This is a genomic window from Streptomyces sp. NPDC093109, from assembly GCF_040701725.1.
Classification (GTDB): Bacteria; Actinomycetota; Actinomycetes; order Streptomycetales; family Streptomycetaceae; genus Streptomyces.
The window spans coordinates 29838-45998 of sequence record NZ_JBFBEZ010000002.1 but is presented as its reverse complement, the minus strand read 5'-3'; the positions used below and the strand labels follow the sequence as shown (position 1 = coordinate 45998).

Genomic DNA, 16161 nt, shown 5'->3' with positions numbered 1-16161 from the left:
ACGAGTCCCGCGTAGTCCCGGGCCCGGGCCGCCTGTACGGGGTGGGCCTGGGCCCCGGCGACCCGAACCTGATGACCGTACGGGCCGTGCAGGTCATCGCCGAGGCGGACGTCGTCGCGTACCACAGCGCCCGTCACGGCCGTTCCATCGCGCGCTCCATAGCCGCTGAGCATCTGCGCCCCGACCACATCGAGGAACCGCTGGTCTACCCGGTCACCACCGAGACCACCGACCACCCCGGCGGCTACCGGGGCGCGATGGAGGAGTTCTACGCGGAGGCCGCCGCCCGGCTCGCCGTCCACCTGGACGCCGGGCGCACGGTCGCGGTGCTGGCCGAGGGCGATCCGCTCTTCTACGGCTCGTACATGCACATGCACAAGCGGCTGGCCGACCGCTATCCGACGGAGGTCGTCCCCGGGGTGACGTCGGTGAGCGCCGCCGCCGCCCGGCTGGGTACGCCGCTGGTCGAGGGCGAGGAAGTGCTGACGGTCCTGCCGGGCACGCTGCCCGAGGAGGAGCTGACGGCACGGCTGGCGGCGGCGGACTCGGCCGTCGTCATGAAGCTGGGACGGACGTTCCCGGCCGTGCGGCGCGCGGTCGAGCGGGCGGGGCGGCTGGGGGACGCGCGGTATGTGGAGCGCGCGACGATGAGCGGCGAGCGTACGGGGGCGCTGGCGGACATCGATCCGGAGTCCGTGCCGTACTTCGCGGTGGCGGTGCTGCCGAGCCGGGTGGACGCGAAGCCTTCGCCCGCCCCGAATGCCGCGCCGACCGGCGAGGTGGTGGTCGTAGGAACGGGCCCGGCGGGTCCGCTGTGGCTGACGCCCGAGACGCGCGGCGCGCTGGCCGATGCCCAGGATCTGGTCGGCTACACCACCTATCTGGACCGTGTTCCGGTCCGGCCGGGGCAGGAACGGCACGGATCCGACAACAAGGTGGAGTCCGAGCGCGCCGAGTTCGCCCTGGACCTGGCCCGGCGCGGCCGGCGCGTGGCCGTCGTCTCGGGCGGTGACCCGGGCGTCTTCGCGATGGCCACGGCGGTGCTGGAGGTGGCGTCGGCCGATCCGTACCGGGAGATCCCCGTACGGGTTCTCCCGGGGGTGACGGCCGCCAACGCGGCGGCGGCGAGGGTCGGTGCCCCGCTGGGCCACGACTACGCCGTCCTCTCGCTCTCCGACCGGCTCAAGCCGTGGGAGGTCATCGCGGAACGGCTGCACGCGGCGGCCCGCGCCGATCTCGTCCTCGCCCTGTACAACCCGGGCTCGCGCAGCCGCACCTGGCAGGTCGGCAAGGCCCGCGAACTGCTGCTGGAGCACCGCGCACCGGACACCCCGGTGGTCGTCGCGCGCGACGTGGGCGGCGCGGGGGAGCGGGTACGGATCGTACGGCTGGCGGATCTCGACCCGGCGCAGGTCGACATGCGGACGATCCTGCTGGTGGGTTCGTCGCAGACGGTACGGGTGGTGCGCGGCACGGGCGAGGAGATCGTCTGGACGCCGCGCCGCTACCCGGAGCCGGTCGCGGAACCGGAACCGTCGGACGCGGAGCCGGAGCCGGAGCCGGAGAGCTGAAGCACCACCCAGTCGGCGGCCTCCGCCACGGTGCCAGCCACCGCCACCCCCGGAGGCCCGGCCGGCCGCCGTACGACCACCACCGGAATCCCCGCCTCCCGGGCGGCGGTGAGCTTGGGCGCGGTGGCCGCGCCGCCGCTGTCCTTGGTCACGAGGGTGTCGATACGGTGCCGGCTCAGAATCTCCCGCTCGCCGTCGAGCCCGAAAGGTCCCCGGTCCAGCAGGACGTCCATTCGGGACGGGAACGGCGGCTCCGGCGCGTCCACGGACCGTACGAGGAACCACACCGCGTCGAGATGCGCGAAGGCGGCCAGCCCCATCCGCCCGGTGGTGAGGAAGACCCGGCGGGCGCCGAGCGCGGACAGCACGTCGGCGGCCTCGGGCAGCCCGCCGGCCGGATGCCAGTCGTCGCCCGCGACGGGGACCCAGGAGGGGCGGCGCAGGACGAGCAGGGGAACATGGGCGGTGGCGGCGGCGAGGGCCGCGTTGTGGCTGATGACGGCGGCGAAGGGATGGGTGGCGTCGATGAGCGCGTCCACCCGGTGCGCCCGGAGCCAGTCCGCGAGCCCGTCGGCACCGCCGAACCCGCCGATACGGACGTCCCCGGGCGGGAGCGAGGGCCGGGAAACGCGCCCGGCGAGGGAACTGGTGACCAGCAGCCGGGGATCCGGAACCAGGATCTCGGCGAGCCGACGGCTCTCGGTGGTCCCACCAAGAACAAGAACGCGGAACGGCTCGCGGAACGGCTCCGGGAACGGCTCCGGGAACGACTCACTCATAGACGGTGGAACTCCCCATGACGACTGACGGCGGCGGCGGATCCGCGACCGGCGGCGCGGCGGGCGGACGAGGTGCCCAACTCAAACACACGGGCCTGCGCTCCGGCTGGACGACCGGCGCGTGCGCGACGGCGGCGACGAAGGCCGCGTACACGGCGCTGCTGACGGGCGAGTTCCCCGACCCGGTGACCATCGAGCTGCCCAAGGGCCAGACCCCGTCCTTCGCGCTGGCGAAGGAGAGCCTGACGCCCGGACCGGAGCCGGAACGGTCCGCGATGGCGGCGGTGGTGAAGGACGCGGGCGACGACCCGGACGTCACCCACGGCGCCCTGGTCCGCGTCACCGTCCGCCCGCTGCCGCCGGACAGCGGCGTCGTCTTCCGCGCGGGCCCTGGCGTGGGCACGGTGACGCGCCCCGGCCTGCCGCTGGACGTCGGCGAGCCGGCGATCAACCCCGTACCAAGGCAGCTGATGCGCGCCCATGTGGCGGAGGTGGCGGCCCGGTACGGCGGCACGGGCGATGTCGAGATCACGGTCTCCGTGGACCACGGCGAGGAGATCGCCCGCTCCACCTGGAACCCGAGGCTGGGCATCCTGGGCGGCCTCTCCATCCTCGGCACGACGGGCATCGTCGTGCCGTACTCCTGCTCGGCGTGGATCGACTCCATCAGGCGGGGCGTGGACGTGGCACGAGCGGCGGGCCGTACACACGTGGCCGCCTGCACGGGCTCGACGTCCGAGAGAACGGTCCTGGCGACCTACAGCGCCCTCCCCGAGGACGCGCTGCTCGACATGGGCGACTTCGCGGGCGCGGTCCTCAAGTACCTCCGCCGCCACCCGGTAGACCGCCTCACCATCTGCGGCGGCTTCGCCAAACTCTCCAAACTGGCGGCGGGCCACCTGGACCTCCACTCGGCCCGCTCCCAGGTCAACAAGGACTTCCTGGCAACCCTGGCCACCGAAGCAGGCGCGTCCCCGGCCCTGGCCGCGCAGGTAGCAGTGGCGAACACGGGCCTGGAGGCCCTGCGCCTCTGCGAGTCACAGGGCATCCCCCTGGGCAACACGGTGGCGTCAAGGGCCCGCGACGAGGCGCTGGCGGTCCTGCGCGGTGCACCGGTGGAGGTGGACGTGATCTGCATCGACAGGGCGGGAGCGGTGGTGGGCCGCGCCTGAGCGCGCGTCAGTGGAACCAGACCAGAACGGGGATCCGGATCTCACGGATCTCCCGGAGCACGACGTACTCGAAAACGACCGGCTCACCATCGATCTGCATGCTGTACCGCACCCCGAGATCATCCATCGGGTCGCCCGGCGGCTCTCTGTCCGCATCAACGGCTCCCCCGGCATCCACAGCCAGGGACACCAGAACGTTCACCGTCTTCTTCACCAGATCCGGCGGTATGTCGAGCATGATCTGCGCCGGGAACTCCTCGGTGAAGACCGTCCAACCTCAACGCGGCGGAAAATCGGTCACTGACCAGCGTCTTCGATCCGTGCGGCAAGCTCATCCACGGACACGAGGTTACGGCCTGCGACGACATTGTCACGACTGTGCTCAGCGCCAGGGGCGCGGTTGAGCATCGCGATCTTCCACCAGCGGCGCATGACTGCCGGCACGAGGCTTTCCTCGGCGGCGAGGACATCGGCGTAAAAGCGGGCGCGGTCAGTGCCGTTGAGCGCGTCTCCGATGGCGTTGATGGTGTGGGGAATGGCCGGAACGGCCACGTTCCGGTTTCCCGCCGAGTGCTCTGGCTGAACAGTCAAGGCTCTCTCCTCATCACTGAAGACTCCGACCAACGCCCATGCTGCCAACGGCAGCCGTGCTCCCCGCACGGGGAACACGGGTGAGGCCCTGTGACATTTCTACAGTCACAGGGACCGTCCCCGCACGCGCGGGGAGCACAGCGGATCGGCGCCAGTGACTTTAGAGACAGCGGGACCATCCCCGCACGCGCGGGGAGCACGGGTCGGCCAGCAGTGCACGCACGGCGTGCACGGGACCATCCCCGCACGCGCGGGGAGCACGCCGTCCCGGACGACGCGACGTCCTACAACCAGGGACCATCCCCGCACGCGCGGGGAGCACCGGGACTGCGGGGCGGCGTGCACGGACCGCGGGGACCATCCCCGCACGCGCGGGGAGCACTCGGCGAGTTCCGCCCGCTGTGTCTCGTACTGGGGACCATCCCCGCACGCGCGGGGAGCACAGTCGGTCGAGGTCGGTTCCGGTGGTGATGGGGGGACCATCCCCGCACGCGCGGGGAGCACTCGGCGGCTGCATTGCGGAACAGGGTGGCGAGGGGACCATCCCCGCACGCGCGGGGAGCACACTGCCTGGCCTGCGACCCTACGCCCCGCCCCACTCCCCCACGCCTAGTTTCACCGAAACCGGCATTCCGCCCGAGACAGGACAAGCCTCAGCAAGTGTGGTCGTCCCCCGCCCCCGCCGTCGCCCCCCGCTCCCGCGCCGCCGAGTAAAGGTGGCTGTCCCGGAACTGCTCCGCGCCCAGCGTGCGGCCCACCAAGATCACCGCCGTGCGGACCACGCCCGCCTCCCGGATGCGGTCCGCGATGTCGGAAAGCGTGCCGCGCAGGACCAGTTCGTCCGGGCGGCTGGCCATCGCGACCACCGCGGCCGGGCAGTCGGGGCCGTAGTGCGGGAGGAGTTCGGCGACGACGCGGTCCGCGTAGCGCGCCGCGAGGTGCAGCACCAGCAGCGCGCCGCTGCGGCCGAGCGTGGCCAGGTCCTCGCCCTCCGGCATGGGCGTGGCCTGCTGGGAGACGCGCGTGAGGATGACCGTCTGGCCGACGGTCGGGACCGTCAGCTCACGCTTCAGCGCCGCCGCCGCCGCCGCGAACGCCGGCACCCCCGGAATCACCTCGTACGGCACGCCCGCCGCGTCCAGCCGCCGCATCTGCTCCGCGACGGCGCTGAAGACCGACGGGTCGCCGGAGTGCAGCCGGGCCACGTCGTGGCCCTCCTGGTGCGCGCGCACCAGCTCCGCCGTGATCCCGTCCAGATCCATCCGCGCCGTGTCGATCAGGCGTGCGTCCGGCGGGCATTCGGCCAGCAGCTCGCGCGGGACGAGGCTGCCCGCGTACAGACAGACCGCGCACGAGGCCAGCCGCCGCGCGCCGCGCAGCGTGATCAGGTCGGCGGCGCCCGGACCCGCGCCGATGAAGTACACCGTCATCGTTCTTCTCCTGCTCCTGCTTCTGCTTCTGAAGGCCGCTCCGACGGCCGCTCCGACGGCCGCTCCGACGGCCGCTCCGACGGATCCTCCGTCGAACTCTTCGTCACCGCCCACTGCGTCACCGGCATCGCCTGCCGCCACCCCGTGAACCCGCCCACCGGCACCGCGTGCGCCACCGCCAGCCGTACCAGCTCCCCGCCCCGGCGCCGGTACCACTCGGCCAGCAGCGCCTCCGACTCCAGCGTCACCGTGTTCGCCACGAGCCGGCCGCCCACCGGCAGCGCCGCCCAGCACGCGGCCAGCAGGCCCGGCACCGTCAGCCCGCCGCCGATGAACACCGCGTCGGGCACCGGCAGTCCCGCCAGCGCGGCAGGGGCCGCGCCGGTCACCACCCGCAGGCCGGGCACGCCCAGCGCACGCGCGTTGCGGCCGATGCGCTCGGCGCGCGCCGGATCGCGTTCCACGGACACCGCCCGGCAGGAACGGTGCGTACGCATCCACTCCACCCCGATCGAGCCCGAACCGCCGCCCACGTCCCAGAGCAGCTCCCCCGGCGCGGGCGCCAGCGCGCCGAGCGTCGCGGCGCGCACATGGCGCTTGGTGAGCTGGCCGTCGTGCTCGTACGAGGCATCCGGCAGCCCCGGTACGGCGCCGAGGCGCGGCGCGCCGTCCGCGCGGCGGCAGTCGACCGCCACGACATTCAGCGGGTCGCCGGCCGGCGCGGACCAGTCCGCCGCGTGTCCCTCGACGCACCGTTCGCGCTCCGCGCCGAGGGCTTCGAGCACGCGCAGCCGGCTCGGTCCGTAACCCCGTTCCCGCAGCAGCGCCGCCACCTCGGCGGGCGTCGCGGCCCCGGCGCTGAGCACCAGCACCCGGCGCCCGTGGTGCAGCGCGGCGGCCAACGTCGCGGTGGGGCGGCCGACGAGCGTGACGACCTCCGTGTCCTCCACCGGCCAGCCGAGCCGTGCGCAGGCGTACGACACCGACGACGGATGCGGCAGCACCCGCAGCGCACCGGGCCCCGCCTCCTCGGCGAGGGCCCGCCCGATCCCGTAGAACATCGGATCCCCGCTGGCCAGTACGGCGAGACGGCGGCCGGCGTACGCGGCCAGCAGCCGGGGTACGGCGGGCCGCAGCGGCGTCGGCCACGCGACCCGCTCGCCCGCGCACTCCCCCGCGCCTGTCCCGGCTTCCGCCCCCGTCTCAGCCCCTGCCCCTGCCCCTGCCTCCGCCCCTGGAAGCAGCGCCAGTTGGCGCGGGCCGCCGATGACCACCTCGGCACGGCGCAGCGCCGCCCGCGCGGCGTCGGTGAGCCCGCTCCAGCCGTCGGCGCCGATCCCGACGACTGTCACACGGGCCTCGGCCTCACCGGCCTCGGGAACCTCATCAGGCACAGGGGCCTGATGAGGCCCGTGGCCCTCGCGGGGCGGGATGCTCACTGCCGTACACCTCGGAGCTTCTGAACTGGGAGAAAACCGACCTCGAACTCTACTTCTCCCCGCCACCGCTCCCCGCCGAGGCACCGGCGCCCGCCGCCGCGAGCCCATCAGCGCGGGCCCGTCAGCGCGGGCCCGTCAGCGCGGGCCCGTCAGCGCGCCGGTTCGGCCGCCGTCCGCGCCGCGCCGCCCTCGGCCACCCCGCCCTCGGCCGCGCTGTCCTCCGTCCCGGCCCGGAGCATCCGCTCCGCCAGCGCGCCGAATATCAGCCCGAAGGCTGTCCAGAGCACCGCCTGCACGGCGATCGACGACAGTCTGAACTCCCAGAGCAGCGCCGCCGGGAAGGTCTCCGGGATGGCGTCGGTGTTCGCGGGCAGTACGAGACACGCCACGGCCACGGCGACGACATAACCGGCACCGGCGGCGAGCGACGCGTTCCAGTTGCCCAGCCGCGGCGCGAGCCGTCGGCCCGCGATGACCGCGGCGACCGCCAACAGCACGCTCAGCAGGATCATCAGGAAATACAGCGCGGTGCGCCGGCCTATCGTGTCCGCGTCTCCGACCGCGGGCGGGTTCGCCGGATACTTCAGGAACGGCACCAGACAGACGGTGGTGAAGGCCGCCCCGGCGATCAGCGCCGCGGTCGCCCGCGGCCCGAACCTGCCGAGCCTGCCCAGGCCGACGGCGAAGACCAGGGCGGCGATGCCGCCCACGGCCACCCCGTACACCAGGACACCGGTGGCCAGCCCGAACGTCGACTGCACCGGCCTGCTGACCAGTTCTTCCTCCTCATCTCCATGTGAATGGCCTGCGGAACCAGAAGTTGAAGCGGAATCGGAATCGGATGAACCCTGTTCTCCGTCGCCGTCGCCGTGTTCATGCGCCGGCGCGGAGTGGGCCTCCTCCTGCGCGATCGAGGCCCGTACGGAGGGCTCGCCCGCGAAATAGGCCAGTCCGAACGCGACAAGTCCGGCCAGCACGCCCGCGATCATGCCGCGGACCAGGAGGTTTCTGACGGTGGAGGCATGCATGTGCGTGATCTCCGTCAGTGGTCAGTGGCAGGGGAAGCCGAGCAGATGACGGCCGTCGTGCACCCACTCGTGCACCCCCGCACCGGAGAACACCGACGTCGCGCCCTGCTCGGCGCCGACGAAGTAGAGGAGCACCAGCATGAGCGTGCCCACGAACACGGCCCACGGGAGCACCGCGCGCAGCGGGAGCGGGGTCACCGGGGTACCGGCGTCGGCGGGAGAAATGACCGGATGCGCTATGGACTGCGCCATGACACAACCTCCTTGGGGAACTCGCGTCCCATAAGTGGAGCTCTGACGACGGCCATCGGGTCTGACTCACCCGGAACCCGCCGCCTGGTACGCGGCCGGTCCCCGGCATACAGTGGCGCGACCGTGCCGGACTCTCACCGGACTTCCGTCTCGCCGTCGTGATATCGACGTGAAGGTACCGCGAACCGACAAGCGGGCCAAGAGGCCCTTCGCCCAGGAACTGGCCCCCACGTATGACCATGACCACACAGCTGTCACTGCATGTGTCCCTCATCGCCCCCGCCATCAGCACCGCCCTGCGCGAGGCCCGCTTCGGCGAAAGCGAGAGCGACCACGACAGCGACGACGACGGGCTCGACGCCACCGGTCTGCGCCAGACCGAAGCCGTACGGGAGACCTTCCCCCGCGCCACGGCCCACTACGCCGCCCCCACACGCCGCTGCCACCGGACCGCTCAGGCCCTCGGCCTGACCACCGCCCCGCTGGACGCCCTCGCGCCGTGCGCCATGGGCCGCTGGCAGGGCAGGACCCTGGACGAAGTGGCCGCCGCCGAACCGGAGTCGGTGGCCGCCTGGCTGTCCGACCCCGACGCCGCACCGCACGGCGGAGAGTCCCTGCGCGACTTCCACACCCGCGTCGCCCACTGGCTGGACACGGCCGGCGCGGCCCACGGCGACGACGCGACCGGAACCGGCGGGCGCCTCGTCGTCGTCGCCGAACCCGACTTCATCCGCGCCGCCACCGTCCACGCCCTCGGCGCACCTCCGCAGACGTTCTGGAGGCTTGACGTACGTCCCCTGTCCGTCACCGAACTCAGCGGGCGCAACGGCCGCTGGAATCTACGCGTCGGCCGCCCGCTCCACGAATGAGCCCGGCAGGACAGCCGGCCCCGGCCGGTCAACCCCGGCTGCCCCGGCGGGTCAGCCGGTCAGCCCCGGCCCTTCACCCGGTCCAGCGCGGCGACACCCACCGCTGCCAGACCGATCTGGATTATCAGCTCGATCCAGTCGATCCCCTTGGTATTCGCGACACCGAGCCCAGCCGCGAGGGCCGTGCCGATCAGAGCCGCGACGATGCCCACCAGAACGGTCAGCAGCACACCGATGCGCTGGCGCCCGGGCACGACGAGCCGACCCAGCACACCAATGACGATGCCGATCACGATGGCCGTGATGATGCCGGAAATCTCCATGTCTTCCGTCCCCTCCTTGTCGCACAACCGCTACGGATAGTGGTCCCTGCAAGACGTCTGCCCGCCGTGCACCCGTCCAGTCCCGTCCAACCAATGATTGCGAGTGTTCGCCAGTTCGGTTTACGTCCCGGCTGCCGCGGTAGGAGAAGCCGTTCCGGAGCGGACCCAGCGCGGTTCCCGCCCTGTCAGACCTCCGTCCTACAGTGCCGGACATGGAGTCCACGACGCCGCGAGTACGGCTCACCCCCTGGTCGGAGCGCGACCTCGACCTGCTCCGCGCGGCCAACGCACCGGAGCTGATGCACCATCTCGGCGGCCCGGAGACCGAGGAACAGCTGCTCAAACGGCACAAGCGCTATGTCGCACTGAGCGCCGACCGCAGGGGCCGGGGCCGGATGTTCCGCATATCCCTCGCCCCGGACGGCGAAGCCGTCGGCACGGTCGGCTTCTGGGAGCAGACTTGGCAGGGCCGGAAGGTGTACGAGACGGGCTGGGCGGTGCTCGCCGCCCACCAGGGCCGGGGCATCGCGGTCACGGCGGTGGCCGGGGTGGTGGACCAGGCGCGCGCCGAGGGCAGACACCGCTATCTGCACGCCTTCCCGTCCGTCGGCAACCCGCCGTCGAACCGGCTGTGCCGCAGAGCCGGGTTCTCCCTGCGGGACGAATGCGAGCTGGAGTACCCACCGGGGCGTCCGATGCGCTGCAACGACTGGCGGCTCGATCTGCGCCCGGGGGACCCGGCGGAATAACCGCCGGACCCGGCGGAATAACCGCGGAACAACCCCATGGCCCCTCCCCTCCCCCGGTGACATCCTGGCCGCGTGAACGGACCAGAGATCCAGATCGACTTCGCCCACGAACTGCGCCTGTTCGTCCCGGCCGAGCGGCGTCAGGGGCGTACGGCCCTGCGCACCGACGGCTCCTCCACCCTCGGCCACGCCGTCGAGTCGCTCGGCATCCCCCTCACCGAGGCCGGCCCGCTGCTCGTCGACGGCCGCGAGGTGACCGTCTCGCACATCCCCGCGGCGGGCGAGTCCGTGGAGGTACGTGCCGTGCGCAGGCCGCAGCAGGTGCCCGGCGCACCGCTGCGCTTCCTGCTCGACGTGCACCTCGGCACCCTCGCCCGGCGGCTGCGGCTGCTCGGCGTCGACGCGGCGTACGAGAGCACGGACCCCGGCGATCCGGCGCTCGCCGCGCTCTCCGCCGCCGAACACCGCGTCATGCTCTCCCGGGACCGCGGGCTGCTGCGCCGGCGCGAGATCTGGGCCGGGGCGTACATCTACAGCGACCGCCCGGACGCACAACTCCGCGACGTACTCGAACGCTTCGCGCCCGCCCTCGCCCCCTGGACCCGCTGCACCGCCTGCAACGGCCCGCTCTCCCCTGCCGACAAGGAGTCCGTCCAGGACAGGCTGGAGCACGGCACGCAGCACGGCTACGACGTCTTCGCGCAGTGCGCGGCGTGCGAGCGGGTGTACTGGCGGGGCGCGCACCACGCGCGGCTCGCGGCGATCGTGGACGACGCGGTAAGGGAGTTCGGCGGCACGACGGCCCCGTCACAGCACCAGTCGGCGCAGCACCAGTCGTCGCAGCACCAGTCGTCAGAGCGCTAGAAGGCGTACTGGTCCCCGGTGGCCGGCACCAGCACCCGGTGGTGCTGGTTCTCGGGGTTACGGTCGCTCGCGCCACCGTTCCACGCGGTGTCGATCCGTACGACGACCTCGGCCGGATCGCCGGGCAGCGCCAGGTCGAGCGCGGTCTCTCGGCTCCTGCCGGTCGCCCTGAGCTGCCCCGTACGGCACAGCACCACGCGGTCGCCGCCCCACAGGCAGTGGGCGGGCAGCGCCTGACCGGCCGTGGGCGCGGCCGAGAGATCCAGCCGTACGGTCGCCTCCGGCACCTTGGCCGGGCCGTGGTTCTCGGACTCAAGCCGGACCGTCAACCGCCCCTTCCAGAGGGACACGTGGCCGTGGTGCGAGAGATCGGCCTCGACCGCGACGGAGTCGGTATCGACGTCCGCCACAGAAGAAACAGAAGAAACAGAAGAAGCGGAGGAAGCGGAGGAAGCAGAGGAAGCAGAGGAAGCAGAGGAAGCAGAGGAAGCAGAGGAAGCAGAGGAAGCGGAAGAAGCGGAGGCGCCCGGCCCGGCACCCGCACCCAGCACGACCGCCGCGGCGGTGGACACCACGGTCAACAGGGACTTTCGCATCACAGCCATAGCGGGAACATACAGATCATCACACCGCAATTCGGCCCACTCGCCCGCGCAGCACGCCCCGATCACCCGATCACCGGAACACCCATACGCCCCACACACCCCGGTCCGCACCCCGGTCCGCACCCCGGTCCGCGCCCCGGACACCCGGCGCACGCCCCCGCGCCCCCTGCCTATCCTGGCCCTGACCAGCTCGGCCGATCAGCCGATCACACGCGCGAGGAGTACGTCATGACCGCCGCCGGAAGCACCCCCGCCGCACCTGTCGCACCCGCCGCCCCCGCCACCCCCACCGCGCCCGTCGCCGTCGTCACCGGAGCGAGCAGCGGTATCGGCGCGGCCACCGCCCGGCAGCTCGCCGGCGCGGGCTACCACGTCGTCGTCACCGCCCGCCGCAAGGACCGCGTCGAGGCGCTCGCCGCCGAGATCACCGCCGCGGGCCACCGCGCCACCGCGTACGCGCTCGACGTCACCAACCGCGCCGCCGTCGACGCCTTCGCCGCCGGACTGACCGGGTCGAACGGCTTCCCGACCGTCAACGTCCTCATCAACAACGCCGGCGGCGCCCTCGGCGCCGACCCGGTCGCCACCGGCGACCCCGCCGACTGGCGTCAGATGTACGAGACGAACGTCATCGGCACCCTCAACATCACCCAGGCCCTGCTCCCCGCCCTCACCGCCAGTGGCGACGGCACGGTCCTCGTCCTCTCCTCCACCGCGGGCCACGCCACCTACGAGGGCGGCGCGGGCTACGTGGCCGCCAAGCACGGCGCCCACGTCCTCGCCGAAACCCTCCGCCTGGAGATCGTCGGCACCCCCGTCCGCGTCATCGAGATCGCCCCCGGCATGGTCAAGACCGAGGAGTTCGCCACCACCCGCTTCAACGGCGACACCGAGAAGGCCGCCAAGGTCTACGCGGGCGTGGCCGAACCCCTCACCGCCGAGGACATCGCCGAAACCATCACCTGGGCGGTCACCCGCCCCAGCCACGTCAACATCGACCTCCTCCTGATCCGCCCCCGCGCCCAGGCCTCCAACGCCAAGGTCCACCGCGTGCTGTAAACCTCCACGGGCCGGCCCACCCCTCCGAGTGAACCGTTCGAGTTCACCCGTGTGCGCGGTTCCGTTGACCGTACGGTCAATGGACAAGCAGTACACAGAACGGCCCTCAGCCCGGATCGCACTCCCGGCCAAGGGCCTGACCACACAGGAACGTGGGCTTCCCCGTGGCTGAACGCGAGCCTAGCGCGCACCAATACACCTTCGACGACACGCTGAGCGTCAACACCCCAAGGTTCATGGACCTTGAGAACCCCGACTACGCCTACATGTTCGGATTCCTGCAGACCGATGGGCATCTCTCCCAAGGAACGGGTCAGAAGGGCAAGCTCAGCCTTGAAATCAACGTCCGGGATATCGCGATCCTTCGCGAATTTCAGCGACTGACGCCGTACAACAGCTCCATCACAGAACGCACTCGATCTACGAATTTCACCGACAGTCACCATTCGGCGACATGGACACTGTGCTCCCTCGAAGCCAGGACCACGATCAACCAGCTCGGCCTGCCTTACGGCCGGAAGTCCAGGACGATCGCCCCGCCCCGAGTCCCGTTCTCCGGACGCGACTACCTGCGCGGGGTCATCGACGCGGACGGCTCGGTCGGCTACACCGCACAGGGCCTGCCCTTCATCTCGCCGACTTCGGCCAGTACGGCCGTCAGCGTGTATCTCGGCCGCTACGCGCAGCAGCTCACCGGTACAGAGCGCCTCATCAAGCGCAATTCTCGCGACCAGGTCTATAACGTCGTCTACACGAAGGAAGCGGCGATGCGACTGGCCGAGGACCTTTACTACCCGGGCTGTCTCGCCCTGGAGCGGAAGCGCGTCTCCGCCGCTTCCCTCGCTTCCTGGGAACGTCCCGCAGGAATGAAGGTCGCGCCTCCGCGTCGGCGCTGGACAGACTCGGAGGATCGCATCCTTCTGGAATCCGGCAACGCGGCGGTTACCGCCACAGCACTCGGCCGGACAGTGACCAGTTGCGCTCTGCGTCTCTGGCGTCTGCGATCCGGCCGTGTTCCGTTGCCTCCGCAGGAGCCGGGCAGATAGCCGGTCACGTACTGATCGCCCGCCGGCTCCGGGCAAGCCGTCCGAGGCCGGCTCCCCTCCGGCGGAACAAGCCTGTTTCAGCCCTTCACGCACACAACCTGCTTCAGCTTCTCCACCACCTCGACCAGATCCCGCTGCTGGTCGATGACTTGCTCGATCGGCTTGTACGCGCCCGGGATCTCGTCCACGACGCCGGAGTCCTTGCGGCACTCCACCCCCCGCGTCTGTTCCTCCAGGTCCTGGGTCGTGAACCGGCGCTTCGCCGCGTTACGGCTCATCCTCCGGCCCGCGCCGTGCGAGGCCGAGTTGAAGGCCGCGGTGTTTCCGAGCCCCTTGACGATGTACGTGCCCGTGGCCATCGACCCGGGGATGATCCCGTAGTCACCCACCCCCGCACGAATCGCGCCCTTACGCGTCACCAGCAGATCCATGCCGTCGTACCGTTCCTCCGCGACATAGTTGTGATGGCAGCTGATTTCCTGCTCGAACGCGATCCTCGCCCTCTTGAACTCCTTGCGGAGCACGTCCTTCAGCAGCCCCATCATGATCGCGCGGTTGTGCTTCGCGTACTCCTGCGCCCAGAACAGGTCATTCCGGTACGCCGCCATCTGCGGTGTATCCGAAATGAACACGGCCAGATCCCGATCCACCAGCCCCTGGTTGTGCGACAGCTTCTGCGCCACGCCGATGTGGTACTCAGCAAGTTCCTTACCGACATTTCGGGAACCGGAGTGAAGGGTCAGCCACACAGAACCCTGGGAATCGAGATTGACCTCGATGTGGTGATTTCCCCCGCCGAGCGTTCCCATCTGCTTCGTGGCGCGGTCCTGGCGGAATTTGACCGCGTCGGCCACCCCGTCGAACCGCCCCCAGAACTCCCCCCACCCCGCCGTAGGGAACCCGTGCAGCCGCCCCGGATCCACCGGGTCGTCATGCATGCCCCGGCCCACCGGAATGGCCTGCTCGATCTTGGAACGCAGCCGGGACAGATCGCCCGGGAGGTCGTTCGCCGTCAGGGACGTCTTCACCGCGGACATGCCGCAGCCAATGTCCACCCCCACCGCCGCCGGGCACACCGCGCCCTGCATCGCGATGACCGAGCCGACCGTCGCACCCTTGCCGTAGTGCACATCGGGCATGACGGCGAGGCCCTTGATCCAGGGCAGCGTCGACACATTGCGCAGCTGCTGCATCGCGACGCCCTCGACCGTCGCCGGGTCGGCCCACATACGGATCGGGACCTTCGCGCCCGGAATCTCTACGTACGACATAACTCCTCGTTCCCCCCGAAGTCCATGAAACGCAAAAACCGGAACCAGGGCCGTCATAGAGGACAGCCGGCCAGCATCGACGGCATCGCGTGCGATAGACATTGTGTCCACCGGCCGCCTCGCGGCGGCAACCAGTTTTCGCGCGGAGCCCGCGCGGAACCCGTACAGAAGGGAGCCCGGGACCGTGCAGCCAAAGGCGCGCCACGCGTACCTCCCCGGCCTGGCGGCGCTCCTCGTGGCGGCCGTCACCGGCTGCTCGGGCGGCAGTCAGGGCGGCGGGTCGACCTCCGACTCCAAGCCGGGCGGCCCCACCACCGTCACCGCCGCGCAGCCCGGCAAGTACCGCACCCTCCGCGAAGCGTGCGGCACCGTGCCGCGGGCCGTGCTGAAGGAGCTGCTGCCCGGCGTCGCGTCGCTCCCCGAAGCCCAGCAGGCCAAGGCGTACCGGGGCACGCCCTCCGTCACGTACGACACGGACCGCCGCGTCGGATGCGCCTGGAAGGCCGACTCCCCCGACGCCTCCCACCAGCTGGCGATCGACCTCGAACGCGTCGTGTCGTACGACCCGACCGTGAGCGACGCCGACCGCGCGCGGGAGGTCTACGAGAAGCAGCAGCTCGCCGCCGGCGTGCCCCTCACCGACGCGCAGAGCGACGCGTCCGCCACGGCAAGCCCGGACTCGGATACGGATACGGCCCCGGACACGGACACGTCCTCCGAATCGGCCTCCGCCTCGGGCACCCCCGCAAGCACGAGCACAAGCACAAAAACAGGCAAAACCCCCCAGAGCGGCACCGCCCCCGCCTCCCCCACCGCCTCCACCACCACCTCCGGCCTCGAACCCCGCACCCTGGACAGCCTCGGCGACGCCGCCTTCCTCAACGACGTCCTCGCCCACTCCGGATCGGCCGCCCAGCGGCGCACGGTGAGCGTGGTGTTCCGCACATCGAACGTGATCGTGACCGTCCGGTACACCGAGCAGCCCGCCCGCTCCTCCGAGGTCCCCGACAGCGCGGAACTCCAGGACAAGGCGCGGTCACTGGCCAGAAAACTCCGCGACCAGCTCAACGACTGACCGCCCGGCCGCCCGGCCCGGGACCGCCGCCCGCGCGA

General features: G+C 71.4%; 18 protein-coding genes, 1 CRISPR repeat array and 1 riboswitch. Of the genes, 8 read left to right on the top strand and 10 right to left on the bottom strand.

Annotated elements, in window-relative coordinates; all coding sequences use genetic code 11:
* Positions 1-71: 71 nt before the first annotated feature.
* A complete protein-coding gene (gene cobJ, locus AB0389_RS02605) occupies positions 72-1571 on the top strand; it encodes a precorrin-3B C(17)-methyltransferase (protein ID WP_366393754.1) in 1500 nt (499 codons plus the stop codon).
* On the opposite strand, the gene AB0389_RS02600 is transcribed toward cobJ, so the two are convergent.
* A complete protein-coding gene (locus tag AB0389_RS02600) occupies positions 1505-2350 on the bottom strand; it encodes a cobalt-precorrin-6A reductase (protein WP_366393484.1) in 846 nt (281 codons plus the stop codon). The two genes, cobJ and AB0389_RS02600, sit on opposite strands and share 67 nt — an antisense overlap.
* A 17-nt stretch (positions 2351-2367) precedes the next feature.
* On the opposite strand from AB0389_RS02600, the gene AB0389_RS02595 reads away from it, so the two are divergent.
* Positions 2368-3522 (top strand): cobalt-precorrin-5B (C(1))-methyltransferase, encoded by a 1155-nt coding sequence (locus AB0389_RS02595; protein WP_366393483.1) that lies wholly within the window; start codon positions 2368-2370, stop codon positions 3520-3522.
* Between the two features lie 7 nt (positions 3523-3529).
* Here AB0389_RS02595 and AB0389_RS02590 read toward each other — a convergent pair whose 3' ends face one another.
* From AB0389_RS02590 to AB0389_RS02565, 6 genes are all read right to left on the bottom strand, one after another.
* A complete protein-coding gene (locus AB0389_RS02590; protein ID WP_366393482.1) occupies positions 3530-3760 on the bottom strand; it encodes a hypothetical protein in 231 nt (76 codons plus the stop codon).
* 59 nt (positions 3761-3819) lie between these two features.
* Positions 3820-4113: a hypothetical protein gene (locus AB0389_RS02585; protein ID WP_366393481.1), complete on the bottom strand. Its 294-nt coding sequence runs from the start codon at positions 4111-4113 to the stop codon at positions 3820-3822.
* 49 nt (positions 4114-4162) lie between these two features.
* Positions 4163-4678: a CRISPR direct-repeat array (repeat unit 29 nt; unit sequence GGGACCATCCCCGCACGCGCGGGGAGCAC).
* Positions 4679-4766: 88 nt separating this feature from the next.
* Entirely contained in the window at positions 4767-5543 is a 777-nt protein-coding gene (gene cobM, locus AB0389_RS02580) for a precorrin-4 C(11)-methyltransferase (protein ID WP_366393480.1), read from the bottom strand.
* Positions 5540-6937 (bottom strand): precorrin-6y C5,15-methyltransferase (decarboxylating) subunit CbiE, encoded by a 1398-nt coding sequence (gene cbiE, locus AB0389_RS02575; RefSeq protein WP_366393479.1) that lies wholly within the window; start codon positions 6935-6937, stop codon positions 5540-5542. The genes cobM and cbiE overlap by 4 nt, the downstream gene beginning before the upstream one ends.
* A 194-nt stretch (positions 6938-7131) precedes the next feature.
* Positions 7132-8010: a CbtA family protein gene (locus AB0389_RS02570; RefSeq protein WP_366393478.1), complete on the bottom strand. Its 879-nt coding sequence runs from the start codon at positions 8008-8010 to the stop codon at positions 7132-7134.
* A gap of 21 nt (positions 8011-8031) precedes the next feature.
* Positions 8032-8262 (bottom strand): CbtB-domain containing protein, encoded by a 231-nt coding sequence (locus AB0389_RS02565; protein WP_366393477.1) that lies wholly within the window; start codon positions 8260-8262, stop codon positions 8032-8034.
* 75 nt (positions 8263-8337) lie between these two features.
* A riboswitch (cobalamin riboswitch) is annotated at positions 8338-8460 on the bottom strand.
* Between the two features lie 35 nt (positions 8461-8495).
* On the opposite strand from AB0389_RS02565, the gene AB0389_RS02560 reads away from it, so the two are divergent.
* Positions 8496-9131, top strand: coding sequence for a histidine phosphatase family protein (locus tag AB0389_RS02560; RefSeq protein WP_366393476.1), 636 nt, complete (start codon positions 8496-8498; stop codon positions 9129-9131).
* Between the two features lie 59 nt (positions 9132-9190).
* Here the strand turns inward: AB0389_RS02560 and AB0389_RS02555 are convergent, their stop codons facing one another.
* On the bottom strand, positions 9191-9454 hold the full coding sequence (locus AB0389_RS02555; protein WP_366393475.1) for a GlsB/YeaQ/YmgE family stress response membrane protein: 264 nt from the start codon (positions 9452-9454) through the stop codon (positions 9191-9193).
* Between the two features lie 212 nt (positions 9455-9666).
* Here AB0389_RS02555 and AB0389_RS02550 point away from each other — a divergent pair, with 212 nt between their 5' ends.
* Both AB0389_RS02550 and AB0389_RS02545 read left to right on the top strand, forming a co-directional pair.
* Positions 9667-10203, top strand: coding sequence for a GNAT family N-acetyltransferase (locus tag AB0389_RS02550; protein ID WP_366393474.1), 537 nt, complete (start codon positions 9667-9669; stop codon positions 10201-10203).
* A 72-nt stretch (positions 10204-10275) separates the two neighbouring features.
* Entirely contained in the window at positions 10276-11067 is a 792-nt protein-coding gene (locus AB0389_RS02545) for a Mut7-C RNAse domain-containing protein (protein ID WP_366393473.1), read from the top strand.
* Here AB0389_RS02545 and AB0389_RS02540 read toward each other — a convergent pair.
* Positions 11064-11477, bottom strand: coding sequence for a hypothetical protein (locus tag AB0389_RS02540; protein WP_366393472.1), 414 nt, complete (start codon positions 11475-11477; stop codon positions 11064-11066). The genes AB0389_RS02545 and AB0389_RS02540 overlap by 4 nt on opposite strands.
* 423 nt (positions 11478-11900) lie before the next feature.
* Here AB0389_RS02540 and AB0389_RS02535 point away from each other — a divergent pair, with 423 nt between their 5' ends.
* Positions 11901-12731, top strand: coding sequence for an SDR family NAD(P)-dependent oxidoreductase (locus tag AB0389_RS02535; protein ID WP_366393471.1), 831 nt, complete (start codon positions 11901-11903; stop codon positions 12729-12731).
* 164 nt (positions 12732-12895) lie between these two features.
* Positions 12896-13777 carry a hypothetical protein gene (locus AB0389_RS02530; RefSeq protein ID WP_366393470.1) on the top strand — a complete coding sequence of 294 codons (882 nt, stop codon included), beginning with the start codon at positions 12896-12898 and terminating at the stop codon, positions 13775-13777.
* 77 nt (positions 13778-13854) lie between these two features.
* Here AB0389_RS02530 and AB0389_RS02525 read toward each other — a convergent pair whose 3' ends face one another.
* Entirely contained in the window at positions 13855-15048 is a 1194-nt protein-coding gene (locus tag AB0389_RS02525; RefSeq protein WP_366393753.1) for an RtcB family protein, read from the bottom strand.
* A 184-nt stretch (positions 15049-15232) separates the two neighbouring features.
* Between AB0389_RS02525 and AB0389_RS02520 the strand changes: the two genes are divergently transcribed.
* On the top strand, positions 15233-16123 hold the full coding sequence (locus tag AB0389_RS02520) for a DUF3558 domain-containing protein (protein ID WP_366393469.1): 891 nt from the start codon (positions 15233-15235) through the stop codon (positions 16121-16123).
* Positions 16124-16161: the final 38 nt, after the last annotated feature.

What these genes read in the sequence shown, in the direction of transcription:
- cobJ (WP_366393754.1), top strand. Translation starts at nt 72, where the DNA reads ATGACCGTACGGGCCGTGCAGGTCATCGCCGAGGCGGACGTCGTCGCG.
- AB0389_RS02570 (WP_366393478.1), bottom strand. Translation starts at nt 8,010, where the DNA reads ATGCATGCCTCCACCGTCAGAAACCTCCTGGTCCGCGGCATGATCGCG.
- AB0389_RS02550 (WP_366393474.1), top strand. Translation starts at nt 9,667, where the DNA reads ATGGAGTCCACGACGCCGCGAGTACGGCTCACCCCCTGGTCGGAGCGC.
- AB0389_RS02595 (WP_366393483.1), top strand. Translation starts at nt 2,368, where the DNA reads ATGACGACTGACGGCGGCGGCGGATCCGCGACCGGCGGCGCGGCGGGC.
- AB0389_RS02555 (WP_366393475.1), bottom strand. Translation starts at nt 9,454, where the DNA reads ATGGAGATTTCCGGCATCATCACGGCCATCGTGATCGGCATCGTCATT.
- AB0389_RS02565 (WP_366393477.1), bottom strand. Translation starts at nt 8,262, where the DNA reads ATGGCGCAGTCCATAGCGCATCCGGTCATTTCTCCCGCCGACGCCGGT.
- cobM (WP_366393480.1), bottom strand. Translation starts at nt 5,543, where the DNA reads ATGACGGTGTACTTCATCGGCGCGGGTCCGGGCGCCGCCGACCTGATC.
- AB0389_RS02560 (WP_366393476.1), top strand. Translation starts at nt 8,496, where the DNA reads ATGACCATGACCACACAGCTGTCACTGCATGTGTCCCTCATCGCCCCC.
- AB0389_RS02590 (WP_366393482.1), bottom strand. Translation starts at nt 3,760, where the DNA reads ATGCTCGACATACCGCCGGATCTGGTGAAGAAGACGGTGAACGTTCTG.
- AB0389_RS02600 (WP_366393484.1), bottom strand. Translation starts at nt 2,350, where the DNA reads ATGAGTGAGTCGTTCCCGGAGCCGTTCCCGGAGCCGTTCCGCGAGCCG.
- AB0389_RS02535 (WP_366393471.1), top strand. Translation starts at nt 11,901, where the DNA reads ATGACCGCCGCCGGAAGCACCCCCGCCGCACCTGTCGCACCCGCCGCC.
- AB0389_RS02525 (WP_366393753.1), bottom strand. Translation starts at nt 15,048, where the DNA reads ATGTCGTACGTAGAGATTCCGGGCGCGAAGGTCCCGATCCGTATGTGG.